General features: G+C 50.0%; 15 protein-coding genes. 6 read left to right on the forward strand and 9 right to left on the reverse strand.

What is annotated here, in order from left to right; all coding sequences use genetic code 11:
* Nucleotides 1-305 precede the first annotated feature (305 nt).
* From QUF18_RS06085 to QUF18_RS06125, 9 genes are all read right to left on the reverse strand, one after another.
* Nucleotides 306-1,826, reverse strand: coding sequence for a thymidine phosphorylase family protein (locus QUF18_RS06085; protein ID WP_289386176.1), 1,521 nt, complete (start codon nt 1,824-1,826; stop codon nt 306-308).
* Nucleotides 1,823-3,181, reverse strand: a complete 1,359-nt coding sequence (locus tag QUF18_RS06090) for an MBL fold metallo-hydrolase RNA specificity domain-containing protein (protein WP_289386177.1) — start codon at nt 3,179-3,181, stop codon at nt 1,823-1,825. Before QUF18_RS06090 ends, QUF18_RS06085 begins: the two co-directional genes overlap by 4 nt.
* Nucleotides 3,181-4,113: a ribose-phosphate pyrophosphokinase gene (locus QUF18_RS06095; RefSeq protein ID WP_289386179.1), complete on the reverse strand. Its 933-nt coding sequence runs from the start codon at nt 4,111-4,113 to the stop codon at nt 3,181-3,183. The genes QUF18_RS06090 and QUF18_RS06095 overlap by 1 nt, the downstream gene beginning before the upstream one ends.
* A 98-nt stretch (nt 4,114-4,211) precedes the next feature.
* Nucleotides 4,212-6,593, reverse strand: a complete 2,382-nt coding sequence (locus tag QUF18_RS06100) for a phosphoketolase family protein (RefSeq protein WP_289386180.1) — start codon at nt 6,591-6,593, stop codon at nt 4,212-4,214.
* 16 nt (nt 6,594-6,609) lie between these two features.
* Complete coding sequence (locus tag QUF18_RS06105) at nt 6,610-7,794, reverse strand: acetate/propionate family kinase (protein ID WP_289386181.1); 1,185 nt, start codon at nt 7,792-7,794, stop codon at nt 6,610-6,612.
* 63 nt (nt 7,795-7,857) lie between these two features.
* The gene (locus tag QUF18_RS06110) at nt 7,858-8,970 is read right to left on the reverse strand and encodes an ABC transporter permease (RefSeq protein ID WP_289386182.1); all 1,113 of its coding nucleotides are present in this window, start codon (nt 8,968-8,970) and stop codon (nt 7,858-7,860) included.
* Nucleotide 8,971: 1 nt separating this feature from the next.
* Nucleotides 8,972-11,746, reverse strand: coding sequence for a ribosome-associated ATPase/putative transporter RbbA (gene rbbA, locus QUF18_RS06115; protein WP_289386483.1), 2,775 nt, complete (start codon nt 11,744-11,746; stop codon nt 8,972-8,974).
* Nucleotides 11,747-11,748: 2 nt separating this feature from the next.
* A complete protein-coding gene (locus QUF18_RS06120) occupies nt 11,749-12,828 on the reverse strand; it encodes an HlyD family secretion protein (protein WP_289386184.1) in 1,080 nt (359 codons plus the stop codon).
* A 468-nt stretch (nt 12,829-13,296) separates the two neighbouring features.
* Nucleotides 13,297-14,289 (reverse strand): ABC transporter substrate-binding protein, encoded by a 993-nt coding sequence (locus QUF18_RS06125; RefSeq protein ID WP_289386185.1) that lies wholly within the window; start codon nt 14,287-14,289, stop codon nt 13,297-13,299.
* Nucleotides 14,290-14,476: 187 nt separating this feature from the next.
* Between QUF18_RS06125 and QUF18_RS06130 the strand changes: the two genes are divergently transcribed.
* The 6 genes from QUF18_RS06130 (at nt 14,477) to QUF18_RS06155 (ending at nt 19,847) form a co-directional block, all read left to right on the forward strand.
* Nucleotides 14,477-15,121 (forward strand): TetR/AcrR family transcriptional regulator, encoded by a 645-nt coding sequence (locus QUF18_RS06130; RefSeq protein WP_289386186.1) that lies wholly within the window; start codon nt 14,477-14,479, stop codon nt 15,119-15,121.
* Between the two features lie 88 nt (nt 15,122-15,209).
* The gene (locus tag QUF18_RS06135) at nt 15,210-16,022 is read left to right on the forward strand and encodes an ABC transporter permease (protein WP_289386187.1); all 813 of its coding nucleotides are present in this window, start codon (nt 15,210-15,212) and stop codon (nt 16,020-16,022) included.
* Nucleotides 16,019-17,086, forward strand: a complete 1,068-nt coding sequence (locus QUF18_RS06140; RefSeq protein ID WP_289386188.1) for an NAD-dependent epimerase/dehydratase family protein — start codon at nt 16,019-16,021, stop codon at nt 17,084-17,086. Before QUF18_RS06135 ends, QUF18_RS06140 begins: the two co-directional genes overlap by 4 nt.
* Nucleotides 17,073-17,900: a GNAT family N-acetyltransferase gene (locus QUF18_RS06145; RefSeq protein ID WP_289386189.1), complete on the forward strand. Its 828-nt coding sequence runs from the start codon at nt 17,073-17,075 to the stop codon at nt 17,898-17,900. Before QUF18_RS06140 ends, QUF18_RS06145 begins: the two co-directional genes overlap by 14 nt.
* Before the next feature lie 88 nt (nt 17,901-17,988).
* Entirely contained in the window at nt 17,989-19,053 is a 1,065-nt protein-coding gene (locus QUF18_RS06150) for a dihydrodipicolinate synthase family protein (protein WP_289386190.1), read from the forward strand.
* A complete protein-coding gene (locus tag QUF18_RS06155) occupies nt 19,050-19,847 on the forward strand; it encodes an ABC transporter ATP-binding protein (protein ID WP_289386191.1) in 798 nt (265 codons plus the stop codon). Before QUF18_RS06150 ends, QUF18_RS06155 begins: the two co-directional genes overlap by 4 nt.
* Nucleotides 19,848-19,851 lie beyond the last annotated feature (4 nt).

Raw genomic sequence — 19,851 nt, forward strand, 5'->3', positions numbered from 1 at the left:
CCTTACCGATTAGCCAATCTCTCAATCAACCAATCTCAGGGGCGAAGCTCTCTGCCGCTAGCAGCGCCGCCGCCCTCGTTGTTGGCCTCATATAGACCCCACTAACCAAAACTGTCAACACGACAAACTAAGAAAAATGCATAATTCTCAAAATTTCTTTCCACAGGGAAAACTTTAAATCTTAAGGAATTATTAGCCACTTCTTGGTTTCGGTAAAACCGGATTCGTATATTGCATTATGATATCGGCAACCGCCACTAAATGAGCCACCAGAGAAAGCACTCTTCTCAGAGCTTTCAATACACTTATATAAAGGGTTGGATTTCAATCAGCATTTCGGCTTCTTTAGCAAACTGCACCGCATAAGCGAGCTCCCCCGGTGCAGAAGCATAAATCCTGAATAAAGGTTGTCCTTTGTGGACATAATCCCCAAGCCGCACTTCCATCCGAATACCAGCACCCGTGGAAAGTGGCGCACCGGCAAGTTTGGCCACGCGGGCAAGGACACGATTATCTATGCTGTTCACCAGACCATCATGCTGAGCTGTCATAGTATAAAAGTGTGGTGCGACTTCAGGGATTTGTAAACCGCCTTGCGCAATGCATATGGCTCGGAACTTTTCCCATGCGCGACCATCAGCGAGCGTTGCTAAAGCCAGAGCCGTGCCCTGACCTTTTTCCGCTACACCGCCGATCTCTAAAGCTGCACCGGCAAGGACTGCTGCACGTTCACGTAAATCCTGCGGCGCGCCCTCTTCATTACGTAAGACTGCCAGCACATCGAGAGCCTCTAACGCGGGGCCGATGCCGTTACCAACCGGCTGACTGCCATCGGTGTAGATACAAGCAACGGTCAGACCAAATTCTTTACCGACAGATGTGAGCAAGCTGGCCAATTGGTCCGCCGCTTCAAGACTTCTGACTTTGGCCGTTGGCCCCACCGGAATATCAATCACCACATGCGTGGAACCTGCTGCGACTTTCTTTGAAAGAACAGAGGCCACAAGCTGACCTTCTGTATCAATATCCAAATCACGCTCGACACGGATGAAAACATCATCAGCAGGGCTAAGCTGCACTGCACCGCCCCATGCCATGCAACCACCCTGCTCTTTAACAACCTGTTTGAGCTTGCCCAACTCCAGATTAACCGGCGTAATCGTTTCCATCGTATCGGCTGTTCCTGCCGGTGAGGTGATTGCGCGGGATGATGTCTTGGGCATGGTCAGCCCATGCGCAGTGACAATCGCAACAACAAGCGGGGTTGTACGATTGCCTGGCAAGCCGCCGACACAATGTTTATCGAGAACAATTTCCTTGTCCCAATTTAGCCGTTCGCCAGCCCCGATCATGGCCTTAGTCAGGTAGATGGTTTCTTGTGTATCAAGAGGCGGGGTGGCACTGGCGGTTAGAAAGGCAGCCAGATGCACATCCGTATAACGCCGCGCCACTACATCTTCGATAATCGCTGACAGCCCTTTATCATCAAAACGGTTCCCGTAAATGCGACTGCGTATATAAGACAGCGATGTCAAAGCAGGCGGATGACTGATCTCAACAGGATCGCCCTCTGTAACGCCGAGCAACTCCCACGCCGTTTGGGATAAGCCGATTGTGTCGAGCGCCAACAGGTCGCTGTCGATTTGCAGGAGTTCAGCATAGATAGAACGATCACCTGCACTCACTTGCACATGCGAGCGGGATGTAATCCCCGCCGAATGACAAGCCGGACAATCGGTGCGCATAATCACAATGGCCTGATGCTGGGTGTATAATCCCAATCGTCTGGCTTTGAGCGGCGGGTGATCGGTTATCACTGTATTCATAGTATAAATTCCTGATCCTGACGCGGCACAACGCTGTCCCAACCTAATTCACGGCCAATGCGCATACGCAGCCCCTCAGATGCCTCGGGTTCACCATGAACAATAAAAGTTTTGCGCGGTGGATTTTTAAAGCCGGATAACCAACGGATCAGCTCATTGGCATCCGCATGGGCAGACAGCGTATCAATATGCGCCACTTCTGCATTGATCGGCACCCACATCCCATGAATTTTCAACTCTTTGGCACCATCCCGTAAAGCACGCCCGCGTGTGCCTGCTGCCTGAAAGCCAGCCAGCAGAATGGTGTTTCTAATGTCAGGGCCATAATTTTTCAGGTGATGCAAAATACGCCCGCCTGTTGCCATGCCTGAGGCAGAAATGACAACTTTAGGATAGGGGTTATTATTGATTGCCTTTGAATCCTCGACATCTTCCGTATAGCGCGCAATTTTATAAGCTTCCCGCGCATCATTTTCACTTAGCTTATGATCTTGCATATGCTTGCTCATCAATGTCGTTGCATCAATGGCCATCGGGCTGTCGAGAAAGATCGGCACAGAACTGAGGCGTCCGGCTTGTTTCAGCTTCCAGAAGTAATAAAGCAGTTCCTGCGCACGACCGACTGCAAAAGACGGGATAACCAACGTGCCGCCGCGCTGCACAGTTTTTTCAGTGATGGCACCCAGTGCCTCAACCGGATCGCCTTGGTCATGCAGCCGGTTACCATAGGTTGATTCAACAACAACATAGTCCGCCTCTTCAATAGAAGCCGGATCGGGCATGAGCGGATGATTGTAACGACCGATATCACCGGAAAAGACAATGCGTTTGCCGCCCCAGTCGATTTGCACATTGGCAGCACCCAGGATATGCCCGGCTCTGCGGAAGCGGAAGCGCAGGCCGTCCAGAATGGTAATTGACTGATGAAAATCGACCGTAGAGAAATGTTCCAGCGCATGTTCCGCATCCCGCACGCCATATAGCGGCAATGCAGGTGAGTGTTTAGAGAGCTTATGGCGATTGAGGAACTCGGCATCTTTTTCCTGCAAATGCCCGCTGTCTTTCAGGATCAGCTCAGCAACATCTCTTGTTGCCGGTGTTGCATAGATTTTGCCGCGAAAACCGTCTTTGACAAGGCGTGGCAGATAACCACTATGATCAAGATGTGCATGGGTGAGAATAATAGCATCAATCTCACGCGCAGGAATACTAAGGCTGCCCCAGTTTAATTCGCGCAAATTTTTCAGCCCCTGAAACAAACCGCAATCAATCAGCACATTACGATTGCCATGCGTCAGGAGATGCTTAGAGCCTGTAACCGTTCCGGCTGCCCCTAAAGATGTTAATGTCAGCATCAGGCGTTCTTTTCTTTTGGATTGCCGCTGTGGCGGGCAGATGCGTTGAGTTCTTCCACAATCAGCTCTGCAACAGAGATGGCGTTGCTGATATGCGGTACGCAGTCGGTCGAAACGACTTTGGCAGCAATGGCGCTCAACCGTTCGTAGGCATCCTCAGCAAAGAGGCCGTGCACCACGACACAGACAGGTTTTGGTAAACCTTGGTCTGCGAGTTGTTTTGCAGCTTCCACCATTGTGCGGCCTGAAGAGGCAATATCATCAACAAGTACCGGTGTTCTGCCCTGCCATTGCGAGAGGTCGCCCATATGAATTTCCACATTGCGGTCGCCGTAACGAGTTTTGCGAAGCACAGTAAATGGTGCGCCGGACAGCTCACCAATCTGGCTGACCCATTGCTCACTTTCCTCATCAGGACCGATGAGTAATGGTGCCGGAATGTTTTTGCTGATCCATGCAGCCAATACAGGCGCTGATGCTAAATTGGTGGCAGGGATGGTATAGATTTCCGACAATGCATGATAGCGATGCAGATGCGGGTCAATGGTCAGCAGGCTATCAAAGGATGATGACACAAGGCGCGCGAATGTATGCGAGGTGATCGCTTCACCCGGATTGAAGCGTTTGTCCTGACGCATATAAGCCAGATAGGGCGTAATCAGATTGACAGAGCGGGCTTTGAATTCGCGTGCTGCATCGGCGGCAAAAATCAATGGCAAAAAATTGCCATCGGGATGCGCAAGTGTGCAAATAAAATCCACATCGTAATCTTCGACATCATCGAGAAAACGGATATAGCTTTCGCCATCCGGAAACTTACGGGTTTCCAACGCGCCGAGGCGATAATTGCCGGCTGTGGCAATCGCCGTTGCAAGCTCTTCATTACCCGGCAAAGGGATAATCAAGCGTTTTTGAGCATGATGGATAGCCATTTTGCCAATCCGTTTCTATAATTAAAATGGATATTGTCTTTTTACGGGAAACTTCGGCGGAGCAGCAAAAAACCGCTCCGCGAACCTGATCGGGCACATTAAGCGCGCGTATAAGGCCACTTCCAGTCACGAATTTCCGGCATATCCTCACCATATTCACGCACATAATCATGATGCTGCTGAAGCTTCTGCTGTAATTGCGCGATAATCGGTTCTGCAATCTCGGCTGAAAGCGGCAAGCGATTAAGCGCTTCTATCGCCAGATGATAGCGATCAAGCTCGTTCATCACCGCCATATCAAAAGGCGTTGTTGTTGTGCCTTTTTCAATAAAGCCACGTACATGGAAATTAGGATGATTCTGACGCTTATAAACCAGCCGGTGAATGAGATACGGATAGCCGTGATAGGCAAAAATCACTGGACGGTTTGTCGTGAACAGCGCATCAAATTCCGTATCAGCAATTCCATGCGGATGGTGCTGTGGTGATTGCAGCGCCATCAGATCCACAATATTGACAACACGGATGCGCAAGTGCGGCAGAGCCTCCCGCAGCATGGCGGTTGCCGCCAGCGTTTCCATGGTTGGTACATCACCGGCACAGGCCATGATCAAATCCGGCTCCAGCCCGTCTTCAGTACCTGCCCAATCCCATTTACCAAGACCGGCCTCACAATGTTTTTCGGCCTCATCTATGGTCAGCCATTGTGGTGAAGGCTGTTTACCGGCAACAATCACATTCACACGGTTCCAGGTTTTGAGGCAGTGGTCACCGACCCAAAGCAAGGTATTGGCATCCGGCGGGAAGTAAACGCGCACAATATCGGCGCTCTTATTGGCGACCAGATCGACAAAGCCCGGATCCTGATGGGAGAAACCATTGTGATCCTGTCGCCATACATGGGAAGTCAGCAGATAGTTGAGAGAGGAAACCGGTTTGCGCCAAGGTAATTCACGCGCGACCTGCAACCATTTGGCATGCTGGTTAAACATAGAATCCACAATATGGATAAAGGCTTCATAACAGGAAAAGAAGCCATGGCGGCCGGTGAGCAGATAACCTTCCAGCCAGCCCTGACACAGATGCTCGCTCAGGACTTCCATCACCCGACCGTCAGCGGCCAGATGATCGTCGCTGTTTAGCGTTTCAGCCATCCAGACGCGATCGGTTGCTTCAAAAACACTACCAAGGCGATTGGACGCCGTTTCATCGGGGCCAAAGACGCGGAAGTTCTTTTCCGTATCATTCAGGCGCATGACATCACGTAAGTAGTCGCCAAGAATTTTGGTTGTTTGTTCTTCTACTGCACCTGGTTCAGTGACCTGCACTGCATAAGTGCGAAAATCCGGTGTCTTCAGTTCTTTACGCAGCAAACCACCATTGGAATGCGGGATAGCGCTCATACGTTTTTCGCCGGATGGTGCCAGCGCACGCAATTCCGGCTTCAACTTGCCGGTTTCATCAAACAGATCTTCAGGATTATAGCTGCGCATCCAGTCTTCAAGAATTTGACGATGTGCATCATCACCGCGACAATTAGCAACCGGCACCTGATGGGAACGCCAATGGTTCTCCACCATTCTACCATCAACGATTTTTGGGCCTGTCCAGCCTTTCGGGCTCCGCAGGATAATCATTGGCCAGCGCGGACGCTCCGCCGATTTGACATCGGCCTGCTTCTTGATCGCTGCAATGCGGTCAAACGCCGTGTCGAAAGTCGCAGCCATCAGCTGGTGCATTTTTTCGGGGTCATGGCCTTCAACGAAAAACGGCTCATAGCCATAACCACTGAAAAGACTATGCAAGTCTTCATCCGACAATCGTGCAAGCACCGTCGGATTAGCAATTTTATAGCCATTGAGATGCAGGATAGGCAGCACCGCACCATCGCGCTCAGGGTTCAGGAATTTGTTGGAATGCCATGCGGCAGCGAGCGGCCCCGTTTCAGCCTCACCATCGCCTACCACACAGGCAACCACCAGATCAGGATTGTCAAAGGCTGCGCCGTAAGCATGAACGAGTGCATAACCCAATTCGCCGCCTTCATGGATCGAGCCCGGTGTTTCCGGAGCCACATGGCTTGGAATACCGCCAGGAAACGAAAACTGACGGAAAAGCTTACGCATACCATCCGTGTCTTCGCTGATTTCCGGATAGATTTCCGAATAGGTGCCTTCAAGGTAAGTATTGGCCACCATGCCCGGACCACCATGACCGGGGCCGCAGACATAAAGCACATCTGTATCACGTTCTTTAATGATGCGGTTAAGATGCACATAGATAAAATTCAGACCCGGCGTTGTACCCCAATGGCCCAGCAGGCGCGGCTTGACATGGTCAGCTTTGAGCGGTTCACGCAGCAGGGGATTTTGCATCAGATAAATCTGACCAACAGACAGATAATTGGCCGCACGCCAATAACGATCGGTAAGAGCAAGTTTCTGGGGTGTAAGAGGCTGACTGGCAGACCGTGTATTCATTGCGGAATTCCTTGACCTATTGGGAGAGAGTATTCAAAATTTGCAGAGTTTCAGCGGCAATTACCCGCTCTTCGTCGGTTGCGAGCATGAAGGCGCTGATGCGGTTTGATTGTGCAGAGATGCGAAAAACATTGGCTTCATTGGCAGTCTCATCCAGCTCAACACCCAGCCATTGCAGTTTTTTGCAGATAGATGCCCGAATGGCTGGCTGATGCTCACCAATACCGGCAGTAAAAATCACGGCATCCAGCCCGCCAAGCGTTGCGGCCAAACGACAGATTTCACCGGCAATGCGCAAGGTAAACACGTCAATAGCTTCACGGGCTTGCGGCGCTGTGCTGACCAGCAGCGCCCGACTATCACCGCTGATACCGGACATACCAAGCAGACCTGAACGGTGATAAAGCATGTCAGTCAGAGCATCTGTACTTACATCTTTTTGCGATAAGAGATGCAGCAGAACACCGGCATCAATATTACCGCAGCGCGTTGCCATCGGAATACCATCCAGTGTTGAAAAACTCATGCTGGTATCAACGCTTTTGCCGTTATCCAGCGCACAAAGACTGGCACCGCTGCCAAGATGCGCGACAACAACTTTGCCCTTGCTTAAAACCGGCTCAAGCCCAGTAAATTGATGCGCGATAGATTTGTAAGACAGTCCGTGAAAACCATACCGCTTGATGCCCTGATCATGCATTTCACGCGGAATAGCAAAACGGCGGACAGTATCAGACATGCTACGATGAAAAGCCGTATCAAAAGACGCTGTTTGCGGGATTTCAGGAAAAAGCTGCCGGATTGCTTGAATCAGCGCCAGACTTTTGGGCTGATGCAGCGGCGCATAGGCCGACAATGCATCAATGGCTTGAATGGATTGCTCATCGATAATAGCAGCGCCTGCAAAAACATCACCGCCATGCACCACACGATGCCCGATGGCTTTGATACGGCTTAAATCAATATGCGAAGATAGCTTGTCGAAAACCTCACGCAAAACGCTGACAATATCTGCAGACGCGCCGGATTGCAGTTCCAAATCCAGCCGCTCATGGCCGCGCTCCATATGAAAACGCAATGGAGACGCGGCAAAGTCGATGCCTGCTTTGGCGGATTTATGTAAAGACGCGCCGTCATACTCGAAACTGCCGATTTTGACGGTCGATGATCCTGTATTGAATGTGAGAATTAAATCATTCATTCCAAGTCCTTACATAATCGGCTGTTTTGCGGTCGTATCAGGCAAGTCTGGTTTGTATGTTGATTACCTCAGGAAGTTGCGGAAGCGCTTGAGTGCGAAGAAGAACAGCACAGAACCAATAACCATGAGGGCGAGAAACTGCGGCCAGACCACGCTTAATCCGGCACCTCGGAACAGCACAGACTGGGCAAGAATGACAAAGTGCGTATTCGGTGCTGCCAGCATAATGTTCTGAATGATTTCCGGCATGCTCTCACGCGGTGTCATCGCACCCGAGAGGACTTGCAATGGCAGCAGGATCAACACAATCAACAGCCCGAACTGCGGCATGGAACCGGCAATGGTTGCCAGATAAATGCCGAGGCTTGTCGTTGCAAAAAGTTGCAGGGCGACACCGAGCAGAAACAGGATGATCGAGCCATTGATTGGCACCGACAACACCCCTTTGACGATGAAAAGCAATGAGAGTGCGGTGGCCACCAGTACGACCAGCCCCATTGACCAGACTTTACTAATCATGATCTCAATCGGTGTCACCGGCATCACCAGCAGATGCTCAATTGTGCCGTGTTCACGCTCACGGATCAGCGCTGCACCGGTCAGAATAATCGACAGCATCGTCACCGAGGCAATCACGTTGGTGACCGCACCAAACCAGCCTTTATTCAGATCCTGATTGAAGCGGGCGCGCAAGTTTTGCTCAACCGGCAGTTTGGTGGTACTGCGGTAGCGATTGAGAAACTCGCTCACTTCATTAGTCACAATAGACTGCACATAGCGCCCGCCGCTAAAGGCCTGACTCATCCGTGTCGCATCAATATTCAGTTGAATGGTCGGGCTACGTCCGGCCAGCAGATCACGTTGAAAATTCGGCGGAATATCCAGAGCGAACGTATCCAGCCCCGTATCCATGCGCCTGTCCATCTCATAGGTGGAGATGAGTTTCGGCGGCACAAAATAAGGCGGATAAAATGCAGTTGTGATCCGGCCGGAGATTGGCGACTGATCCTCATCAACGATCGCGATGGCCGCATTATTGAGGTTCTCCGGCATAGCTTTTGAAGCCGTATAAATTGCCAGCGTGAACGCATAGACAATCAGGATCATCAGCATCGGATCGCGGTAAAGACCACGTAATTCCTTGATGCCGAGACGGAATATGTTGGAAATCCTCATCTCAGCGCGCCTGTTTCTTGAGAAGAACAATACCCAGCACCATCAGCACCGGAATGGTAATCAGCAACATCAGGAAGGGCATACTCAGATCAGAAAAACTGAGCGCCTTGGAGAAGGTGCCACGCGAGATAGTGGTGAAGTGGGTTGTCGGATAAATCTGCCCGATCAAAGCACCTGCACCACGCAGCGATGAGACCGGATCAACAATACCGGAATATTGCACTGCAGGGATCAGTGTCATCAATGCGGTGCCAAAAATCGCGGCGATCTGGCTGTTCATGAAAGTGGAGAGCACCAGTCCCATGCCTGTGGTGATAATCACATACAACAATGCAGCAGTGGAATAAGTCAGGAAACTGCCGGTAAACCGCACCTGAAAGATGAACACCGCGAAGGCTGTCAGCATCAGGAAATTGAATAAGGCAAGACCGATATAGGGCAGTTGCTTGCCGATCAGAAACTCGAACTTCGTGACCGGTGTCACGTAGAAATTGATAATAGAGCCAAGTTCTTTTTCACGCACAACACTCAACACCGAGAGCATTGCCGGAATAACCAGAAGCAACAGCGGAATAACCGCCGGCACCATCGCCACCAGACTTTGTACATCCGGATTATAACGATAACGGATTTCCATATTGAAACTGGTAAGCGCCGAGGTATTACCATAAAGCTCGCGGGCTTTTTGCGACAACCAGTTCAGATGCGTGCCCTGCACATAACCCTGAATAGTTTCAGCGCGTGTCGGCATTGCACCGTCAATCCATGCACCGACTTCAACAGGACGGCCATGTTCAACATCACGGGCAAAATTCGGCGGTATCTCAATCGCCAGACTGATCTCGCCGTTACGCATCCGCCGGTCGAGATCGTCATAATCAAGGATCGGATCTTTTTCGATAAAATAGCGTGAACCGGAGAATTGCCGCACATAATCACGGCTAATAGTAGTGTCATCGCGGTCAATCACCGCAAAACTCAAATTGTTCACATCCAGATTGATACCGTAACCAATCACAAACATCAGAATAACACTGCCAAGCATTGCCAATGTGGCGCGGATAGGATCGCGTCTCAGTTCCAGTGTTTCGCGTCTGGTATAGGCCAGCATACGGCGCAGATCCGGCATCCAAGTCTTAGATGGCGCAGGCAGTTGTTTAGCCGGTTTAACGGAAGCCTCATCTTTAGTCACAAGTGCCGGCTGCGGCGCAGGAGCGGTCTCACCAATTGCCTCTTCAAGATAACCGATAAAGGCTTCTTCCAGCGTTGCGGCAGACCGGCTGGCCGTGATCGCAGCCGGAGTATCACTGATGAGCACCTTACCGGCATGCATCAGCGAGATACGGTCGCAAAGCTCTGCTTCATTCATGAAGTGGGTGGAGACGAAAATCGTCACATTATCTTTGCGCGAAAGATCAGCGAGAATTTGCCAGAACGCATCGCGTGCAACCGGATCAACACCGGATGTCGGTTCATCAAGAATAAGAATATCCGGCTGATGGATCAGAGCCACTGCGAGAGACAGACGCTGGCGAATACCGAGCGGCATATCATCGGGATAAATATCCATCATCTCGGTCAGATCAAAACGCTGCGACAGCTCTGTAATGCGCTGTTTGGTTCTGGCCTCTTCCATGCCGAATAATTTGGCGTGGAGTTCCAAATTCTGATGTACAGTCAGCTCTGAATAGAGCGAGAAAGCCTGTGACATGTAGCCGACACGGCGACGGATATCGATATCTTTCGGGTCAACTTCACGGCCGAAAAGACGGGCAATCCCGTCACTTGCAGGCAGCAGACCGGTCAGCACTTTCATGGTGGTGGACTTGCCGCACCCATTGGAGCCGAGAAAGCCAAAAATCTCGCCGCGCGGAATACGGAAACTAACATTATCAACGGCCGTAAATTTGCCAAAGCGCACAGTGACGTGCTCGGCTTCAATAGCAATATCCGTGATGTTTTCATCGCGTGGAGGGATCACCACTTTATGATGATCTTGGCGCAGTTCTTCCGGCAGCAGGGCGATAAAGGCATCATCCACATTTGGCGTGCTGGTTTGTTGCATCAGCTCTTTTGGCGTACCGCTGGCAAGAATCTGCCCGTCATTCATGGCAACAAGCCAGTCAAAACGCTCGGCCTCTTCCATATAGGCCGTTGCAACGACCACGCTCATACCCGGACGATCCTTGCGGATGTCGTCAATCAGCTCCCAGAACTGACGGCGCGACAGAGGATCAACACCGGTTGTCGGCTCGTCAAGGATCAGCAGATCAGGATCGTGAATGAGTGAACAGCACAGACTGGTTTTCTGTTTCATCCCGCCGGAGAGTTTACCGGCAGGACGATCCGCAAAAGGCGACATGCCCGTGCGCGCCAGCAAATCGGCAATGCGGCGCTTCCGCTCCTGTTTATTATGGCCAAATAAACGGCCAAAGAAATCAATATTCTCAAATACCGACAGGGTCGGATAAAGATTTTTACCTAGGCCTTGCGGCATATAGGCAATGCGTGGAAAAGCGGACTGGCGATGGCGCTTATCGGCAATATCCCCGCCCAGCACATCAATGCGCCCCTGCTGCATAATGCGGGCACCGGCGATCAGTGACAGTAAACTGGATTTACCGACACCATCAGGGCCGATAAGGCCGATCATTTGCCCTGCCGGAATGTCGAGCGTCAGATCACGTAAGGCCTGCTTGGTGCCATAGGACAGGCTGACATTTTGAATGCGGACGACAGGTTCATCGTCCGCGCTGTTACCGCTCGCCAAATCCATGCTCATTGTACAGGTTCCGCAAGGTTCTGTGGCCAAGTCGCTTCAGAGTTCAGCTTGACATAGACGATCCCCGGCAGACCGGTTTTTACCTGCTGAATATGTTTTTGCAGCAATTCCTGCGGAATTTTTGCCTTAACGCGGAACACCAGTTTCTGACGCTCTTCTTCTGTTTCAACGGATTTCGGCGTGAACTGGGCAACGTCGGCAACAAAGCTGATCTTGGCCGGAATAACAAATTGCGGTGCAGCATCGAGAACAATACGAGCCTCAGCACCGATTGCGACCTGACCGGCCTGCGCAGTCGGCAGGAAGAAGGTCATGTAAACATCGCTCAGATCAACCAGATTAAGCACACGGCCACCGGCAGAAATCACTTCACCCGGCTGGGCAACACGATATTGTACACGGCCGGGTTTCGGGGCTTTTAATGTGGCGTCATTGATCTCAACGGCAATTGTTGCAATCGCAGCCTTAGCAGCGTCAACAGCAGCCTCCGCATCAACGACCTGTGCTTTGGCGGCGCTGATACCGGCATCAGTCGCAGCCAGCTGTGCCTTGGCGGCGCTTACGGCAGCTTCAACGCCACGCGCATTGGCACGGTCATCATCGAGAATTTGCTGGGAGACAGTGCGGGATTCACTCAGCTGCTGCGAACGTGCCAACCGGCGTTGTGCGGCATCCAGTTGTGCTTCGCGCTGCGCGATGATGGCTGCGGCCGCTTTTTGCTCCGCTTCGCGTTGCGCAACTAGACTACGAGCTGTTTCAATGCTGATTTCTGCACGGCGCAACTGAGCTTCAGCCTGACGGCGCTGGCTTTCGGCCTGATCCGTATCCATTTGCGCCAGAATATCACCGGCATTCACAAAGTCACCTTCATCAGCCAGAATTTGACGGATGCGACCAGGGCTTTTGGTCGAAATGTCGATCTCAACGGCTTCAATCCGGCCATTACCGGAAGCAATACCATCGGGCAAACTGTCATTATTCAGCTTTTGCCACGCATAGTAACCACCGGCTGCAATTAATGCCGCAACCACAACAAAAGTGTATTTTTTATAGGGATTGGTTTCAGTGTTTGCCATTGACTACGCCTGACTATTCATAAAATTTCTTCACGGAATGCTGTAATAATGAACAAGAGTCATTGATTTTAGTCAATGTTAATTATTTATTGTGCTAAAGAAATCATTCAATCGGCATAGTAAAAATTACTATTTTGTACGAAATATTCAATTTCGTAGCGCTTTCTGTAAAGTTCATTCAAAATTACGAACAATAATAGCAGATTCAGTATCATTTAGCCGAGAGACAGACCTCACGACTTTGTGTTTTTAGAAAGTCTGCAAATATAAAACATTGTTTGAAAATAAACATTTTTGCGCCGAACAGCGCATTTGTAAATTTCGAAATATATGAGAGTCGGTGCTTCACTCTTTGAAAAGCATCATTGCTCCAGCGAGTTCATAATGCCGTAGCGTACTCATACGCCATTTAATACAGAGATTGAAAAGGCACGGGTTCGATACCGTGCCTTTTAAAACTCGAAATTTTTACTTTGGCATTTTTATCGACAAATCCAGATAATCATTGCTGTAAGCCGTTTTGAAATCAAACGGCTTTTCCAGATCAAAATATTTCTCAACCATATCGTAGTCTCTTTTCATCCGCGCATCATCAAAAGCACCAAGACCAACTTCAGTGGTGGTTTTATCACGCATCAGCTCCTGAATACGGTTCCACTGATTCTCCTGATTGCTTCTGTCCAGCCCTGAGACTTGACTGAGCAATGCGTCGAGGCACGGATTTTTATCCTTCACACAGGCTTCGAATGCTTTTTGTGTTACCTGTGTAAATTTTCGCACCAATTCAGGATTTTTCTTCAGATAATCCGCATTGACAATCACAGAGTTCCCATAAGGATTAATGCCTAAATCACGCCATGCAACAAAACCAAGATCCTCACCAAACTCACGCAATTTCATATCATGTTCGTTATAAAAATCGCTGGTGATATCAATGGCACCGCTCTTAAGAGACGCGACTTTGGCCTGTGGCGAAATATTGACGAATTTAACAGAAGCCGGATCAATCTTAACCGCTTCCGCAAACATCGGCCACATCACGCGCGAAGCATCTGCCGGAGGATTGCCGATCGAATGTTTGGGGAAATCTTCCGGCCCTTTAATGCCTTTGCTCTTCAACCAGTAAAAGCCTTGCGGAGAGTTTGTATAAACCGTCATCAGGGCAACACTGTCTGCCCCCTGCCCTTTGGCCAGCAACACAGTTGCCATATCCGCAATGCCGAATTCAGAAAACCCCGCGCCGACTTTTTGTGCAACAGCGCCCGAACCACGACCGCTTTCAATATTGACTGTCAGCCCCTCTTTTTCATACCAACCTGCCTGTTTGGCATAGAAATATGGCATGTGATCCGCTGTCGGCACCCAGTTCAAGACAATATTGACATTCTCAGCGGAGGCTGAGGCAGGCGCAATTACACATGCGGTCAACAGCCCCGCAACAAGCTTACCGAACGACTTCATAGATAATGCCTCCCAACATGTTCCTATAGATTTCTTCAAGTCATCGCTAAAATTCAAATACTTAACAGCAATGAAGAGCCCTTATTCATTATGATGACGCGCTGCGTTCATATCTGGTAAAATATTTACATAGATGTTAGCGTAACGCAATAATCAAACAACTGGTTGGTTGATAAAAGGATATGCTTTGACTAAACCCCAAAAACAAGAAGCCGTACAAAAACGTGACCCCGTCGCCACCTCAAAGGCTCTGTTGCAGGCGGCCATGACAGAATTTACCCAATATGGTTTTGAAGGCGGGCGCGTTGACCGTATTGCTCAGCTGGCTGGCTGCAATAAACAGCTTGTTTATCATTATTTCGGCAGCAAAGCCGAGTTGTATAAACTCACGCTCGAGGAAGTGTATCGTGAGATCCGCGAAAGTGAGATGCAACTCCATCTGGAAGATTTGCCACCTATCGAGGCGATGAGCAAACTGGTTGCTTTCTCATTTGATTATCTTGCAGATCATCCTGAATTCATAGCTTTACTCAATGATGAGAACCGCATGGATGCATGTCACATCAAGGCTTCTGATAATATTGCCGAGATGCATTCCCCTCTGGTGAAAATGATCGATGAAACTCTGGCGAGAGGCATTAAAGCCGGACTGTTCAATGAAAGATTTGAACCCATCAATCTTTATCTCTCAATCGCCGGACTTTCTTTCTTCTATTTTTCCAATCACAAAACACTGTCTGTCATTTTCAAGCGCGACATGACCGCCAAAGAAAGTATCGACGCCAGACGACAGCATGTAATCGACCTTATATTGAGTGCTTTAAAGCCGTAATTACTCAAAATTATTAATCAACCAACTAGTTGGTTGACATTCCTCTGATTGCGCGTTTTACTGATCGCAATAATAAGGGGAATATCGAATGGCCGAAGCAATTGATTCCGGCAGTGAGCAAAAGGAACTGATCCGGCTGCAACGCCGGCAGGCGAATAAAAATCGCACAATAGCGGTTGCCGTCCATATCGCGGCATTGCTGATATGGGAGTTTGGCGTTCGTTGGTTTGAAGTGCCAAAATTTATCCTGCCATCTCCCAGCGAAGTTATTCAGACCATCACTGCTGCTAAATATGACTGGTTTAACAATAGTCTGGTCACCGCCAGTGAAATATTAGGCGGCTATCTTCTCGCCATTATCTTAGGCATTGTAACAGCTCTATTGTTCTCATGGTCCAAGATGTTCAGCACTCTGGCCTTTCCCTTACTGATTACCCTCAACATGATCCCGAAAGTTGCCCTCGGCCCTTTGGTGATCGTCTGGTTTAGCTACGGTATCAGCACCAATATTCTGATCACCTTTTCGCTCTGTTATTTCCCTATTTTGCTGACCACAATACGGGGGTTGCGGGAAATTGAGCCTGATCTGCTGGATCTGGTGAACTCGCTTCGCGGCACCAAGTGGCAGCAATTTATCTATATTCAGTTGCCGGGTGCGATGCCGTTCATTTTCTCCGGTATGAAGGTCGCAACCATCCTTGCAGTCGCAGGTGCTGTGGTCGGTGAGTTTATCGCCTCAGACCGTGGCCTCGCTTATCTGATGATACAGGTACAGGCCTCACTGGATACACCGGCAATGTTTATGGCCGTCACACTGATCACGCTTATTGGCATGCTGCTTTATCTCGCAGTGCTGTTCCTTGAGCATATGGTTGTACCCCAAGATGCGAGAAAATCATGACACAGACTACAATACATACAGATACACAAATTCTGAAACACGGCTCGCATCCTGCGCGGTTTTCTACCACTGAAGAACTCGAAACATTCCTGTCTTTGCCGACAGAGGTTTTGATTGATGATATGCGCAAACTTGAAGGCGATATCATGATCCTTGGTGCCTCTGGTAAAATGGGGCCTTCCCTGGCACGTCTTGCCAAAAATGCGGCACCTGATAAACGCATTATTGCCGTTGCGCGCTATAATGATCCCGCAGCACGGGTACTGTTAGAAGCGCATGGCATTGAGACCATCGCCTGCGATATGCTGGATCGCAACGCTTTGGCACAATTGCCTAAAATCAAAAACATTATCTTCATGGCCGGTCGTAAATTCGGCTCCAGCGGTGATCAGGCCGCCACATGGGCAACTAATACCCTTATGCCTGCTCTCATTGCGGAGGTTTTCCACCAGTCCCGCATCGTGGCCTTCTCAACGGGCTGCGTCTATGAATTTGTGGCCACTGACAGCATGGGCAGTGATGAATCCTCTCCCTTAAACCCTCCGGGAGAATATGCGCAGTCCTGCATCGGGCGTGAGCGCTTGCTGGAATATTTCTCGCAGACCCATCAGACACCGGGCATGATCTATCGTCTGAATTATGCAATTGATCTGCGCTATGGCGTTTTGCATGATGTGGCTGTCAAAGTTCGCGATGGTGTGCCGATTGATGTCACTATGGGACATGCAAATGTGATCTGGCAGGGTGACGCCAATGCCATTGCTTTGCGTTGTTTGCTTCAGGCAACCGTTCCGACATCACCGATCAATGTCACAGGACCTGAGACGATTTCCATCCGCTGGCTGGCCAAGCAATTTGCAGTCATGATGGACAAAGAAGCGATCATCACAGGCGAAGAAGCCGATAAAGCATGGCTGTCCAATGCCGCACTTTCCAACCATCTCTTCGGTTATCCGGTGATTTCTCTTAAGCAAATGATGCAATGGACATCAGATTGGGTCATGGCTCAAATGCCGTCGCATAATAAGCCGACGCATTTCGAGGCGCGCGATGGCACCTATTGACGCTTGTCATATCGTTCAGCTGTCTCACAATGACATGGAACAAGCCTGCTTCCTTTCCATGGAAGCAGGCTGGAACCAGACTGAACGGGATTGGGATTTGTTTTTCAGCCACGGGGTTGTTTTTGGTACTTTTGCTATGCCCGAACAACTGGCCGCCAGTGCAGCAATCATGCCTTATGGCGATGATATTGCATGGATCAGCATGGTTCTTACGAAAACAGAATGGCGCGGGCAGGGCTTTGGCACGGCACTGCTGAAACATTGCCTGCAATGGTCAGAGCAGCAGAAACGCGTGGCTTATCTTGATGCAACACCGGCTGGTGAACCGATTTATCGTAGTCTGGGCTTTCAGCCATCACTGCGCATCACCAGATGGCAGGGGACAGGATCAGGTAAAAAAGCTAAGGCCTCTTCAAACCTCCATACTGCTAATGCGATTAAAATGGCGAATATGGCCTTCGGCGCAGACAGAAGTTTCCTGCTAGAGAGCTTTCTTGAACGCGCTCCGGCAACACTGACACACACTTGTGCATCCGTTGCGTGCTTTGCCCGTGATGGCCGTATAGCCTGGCAGATCGGTCCGGTTGTCAGCATGAGTGAGCGTGAAGGAACTGATTGTATTGAAGCCATGACCGGACAATTGTCCGGTTCCGTTTTCATTGATGTACCCGACGATTGCATACACGCAGCACAGCGCCTGACTGAACTCGGGTTTACCAGACAGCGGTCTTTTCTGCGCATGTATAAAGGCAAAGATCACGTTCAAAGACCGCCATACAGAACAATCGCGATTGCAGGGCCGGAATTTGGATAAGACCAGCACCTCATCGAACAGACGCATGATGACACAAGAATAAGCGCTAAGCCGTAAGGCCATCAGAGGGGCGCAAGGAGTGCAGAAAATGGGATTACATTACACACAACTGCCTGAGGACGTTCTCAATATCATTCGTCAGGGTGCCGTTATTCCGGCGCATCCTCTGGCGCTTGATGCAGAGCGGAATTTTGACCGCAAACGTCAGCGCGCCTTAACCCGCTATTATGTTGATTCAGGTGTCGGCGGACTGGCTGTAGGTGTACACACCACACAATTTGCCATTCGTGACAATGGTTTATACGAACCGGTACTTAAAGCAGCGGTTGAAGACAGTAAGGCATGGACTGACCGTCCGCTTGCTATGATTGCAGGTGTTGCCGGTCAAACAGAACAGGCTCTTAATGAAGCAATAGTCGCGAGATCTTTGGGCTACCATGCGGTTCTCATCAGCATGGGCGCGCTTAAAGGACAAACAAGCGATCAACTGATTAAGCATTGCAAAGCGATTGCCGCGGAAATGCCGATAATCGGCTTCTACATGCAGACATCTGTCGGCGGCATTCTTCTTGATGAAGATTTTTGGTGTGAATTTGCACAAATCGACAATGCCATCGCGATCAAAGTCGCACCATTCCATCGCTACCGTACACTGGACGTTCTGCGTGGTGTTGTGAAGGCTAAAGCAGAGAATAAAATCACACTTTACACCGGCAATGATGATCACATCGTCGCCGATCTCACGCTGCCTTTTACCGTTGCGCGCGGCTCTGAAGCGGTGACACTCAGGTTTAAAGGCGGCCTACTCGGACACTGGTCTGTATGGACAAAACGCGCCGCGGAACTGCTGGAGCGTATTCATGACGAGACTGCGGATGGTCAGCCTGTCTCGCAATCCCTGCTTGCGATGGATGCCAAAGTGACGGATTGTAACGCAGCCTTTTTTGATGTCGCCAATAATTTTCACGGCTGCATTGCTGGTTGTCATGAGGTCTTGCGCCGTCAGGGGCTGCTCGAAGGTATCTGGTGCCTTGATCCCGATGAAGGTCTTTCAAAGGGGCAGGCAGAGGAAATTACTCGCGTTTATCTGGCACATCCTGATCTGAATGATGATGAATTTGTTGAGGCCAATCGCGAAAGGTGGCTCGCATGAACAGCTTATCAACACAGCAAAACACAGTTGCCCCGACACCTCTGATTCGCCTGCAAAATGTGCGCAAAACCTATCATACCGGCAATAAGGAATCCGTCGCGGTATCGGATGTGACGCTTGAAATTAATGAAGGCGACCTCTTATCAGTCGTTGGCCCATCCGGCTGCGGCAAGACCACTGTGCTTAAAATTCTGGCAGGCCTGCACAAAGCCAGTGGCGGTACTCTGACCATTGGTGACGGCACAAAAAATGATTTTGAAGGCACGGATATCGGTATGGTTTTTCAGCAGCCTTTGCTGTTGAAATGGCGCACAATCGCAGAGAATGTTATTCTGCCTGCACAAATTTTAGGGCTGCCGAAAAAGGCCGCCAAAGAACGTGCAAAAGACCTGCTGCACATGGTGGGTCTTGGTCATGCGCTGGATAAATATCCTTATGAACTCTCCGGCGGCATGCAGCAACGTGCAGCCATTGCACGCTCGCTGATCCATGATCCGAAACTGGTGTTGATGGATGAACCTTTTGGCGCGCTGGATGCCATTACCCGTGAGAAAATGAACCTTGAAATGCTGCGGATATGGCAGGAAAGCAAGAAAACCTTTGTCTTTGTGACACACGGAATTCAGGAGGCAATTTTCTTAGGCTCGCATTGTGCAGTACTCAGTGCTGGGCCTGCGAGAATGGCAGATTACTTTAAAATTGATCTTCCCTCACCACGCACCTTAGATATCAAGCTCACCGAGCAATTCGGGCAATATGTTCAACGTGTTTACAAACAGCTGGGTATGAACTGACTTT

The sequence above is a fragment of the Pseudochrobactrum kiredjianiae genome, from assembly GCF_030362795.1.
Taxonomy (GTDB): domain Bacteria; phylum Pseudomonadota; class Alphaproteobacteria; order Rhizobiales; family Rhizobiaceae; genus Pseudochrobactrum; species Pseudochrobactrum kiredjianiae.

What these genes read in the sequence shown, in the direction of transcription:
- QUF18_RS06085 (WP_289386176.1), bottom strand. Translation starts at nt 1,826, where the DNA reads ATGAATACAGTGATAACCGATCACCCGCCGCTCAAAGCCAGACGATTG.
- QUF18_RS06090 (WP_289386177.1), bottom strand. Translation starts at nt 3,181, where the DNA reads ATGCTGACATTAACATCTTTAGGGGCAGCCGGAACGGTTACAGGCTCT.
- QUF18_RS06095 (WP_289386179.1), bottom strand. Translation starts at nt 4,113, where the DNA reads ATGGCTATCCATCATGCTCAAAAACGCTTGATTATCCCTTTGCCGGGT.
- QUF18_RS06100 (WP_289386180.1), bottom strand. Translation starts at nt 6,593, where the DNA reads ATGAATACACGGTCTGCCAGTCAGCCTCTTACACCCCAGAAACTTGCT.
- QUF18_RS06105 (WP_289386181.1), bottom strand. Translation starts at nt 7,794, where the DNA reads ATGAATGATTTAATTCTCACATTCAATACAGGATCATCGACCGTCAAA.
- QUF18_RS06110 (WP_289386182.1), bottom strand. Translation starts at nt 8,970, where the DNA reads ATGAGGATTTCCAACATATTCCGTCTCGGCATCAAGGAATTACGTGGT.
- rbbA (WP_289386483.1), bottom strand. Translation starts at nt 11,746, where the DNA reads ATGGATTTGGCGAGCGGTAACAGCGCGGACGATGAACCTGTCGTCCGC.
- QUF18_RS06120 (WP_289386184.1), bottom strand. Translation starts at nt 12,828, where the DNA reads ATGGCAAACACTGAAACCAATCCCTATAAAAAATACACTTTTGTTGTG.
- QUF18_RS06125 (WP_289386185.1), bottom strand. Translation starts at nt 14,289, where the DNA reads ATGAAGTCGTTCGGTAAGCTTGTTGCGGGGCTGTTGACCGCATGTGTA.
- QUF18_RS06135 (WP_289386187.1), top strand. Translation starts at nt 15,210, where the DNA reads ATGGCCGAAGCAATTGATTCCGGCAGTGAGCAAAAGGAACTGATCCGG.
- QUF18_RS06140 (WP_289386188.1), top strand. Translation starts at nt 16,019, where the DNA reads ATGACACAGACTACAATACATACAGATACACAAATTCTGAAACACGGC.
- QUF18_RS06145 (WP_289386189.1), top strand. Translation starts at nt 17,073, where the DNA reads ATGGCACCTATTGACGCTTGTCATATCGTTCAGCTGTCTCACAATGAC.
- QUF18_RS06150 (WP_289386190.1), top strand. Translation starts at nt 17,989, where the DNA reads ATGGGATTACATTACACACAACTGCCTGAGGACGTTCTCAATATCATT.
- QUF18_RS06155 (WP_289386191.1), top strand. Translation starts at nt 19,050, where the DNA reads ATGAACAGCTTATCAACACAGCAAAACACAGTTGCCCCGACACCTCTG.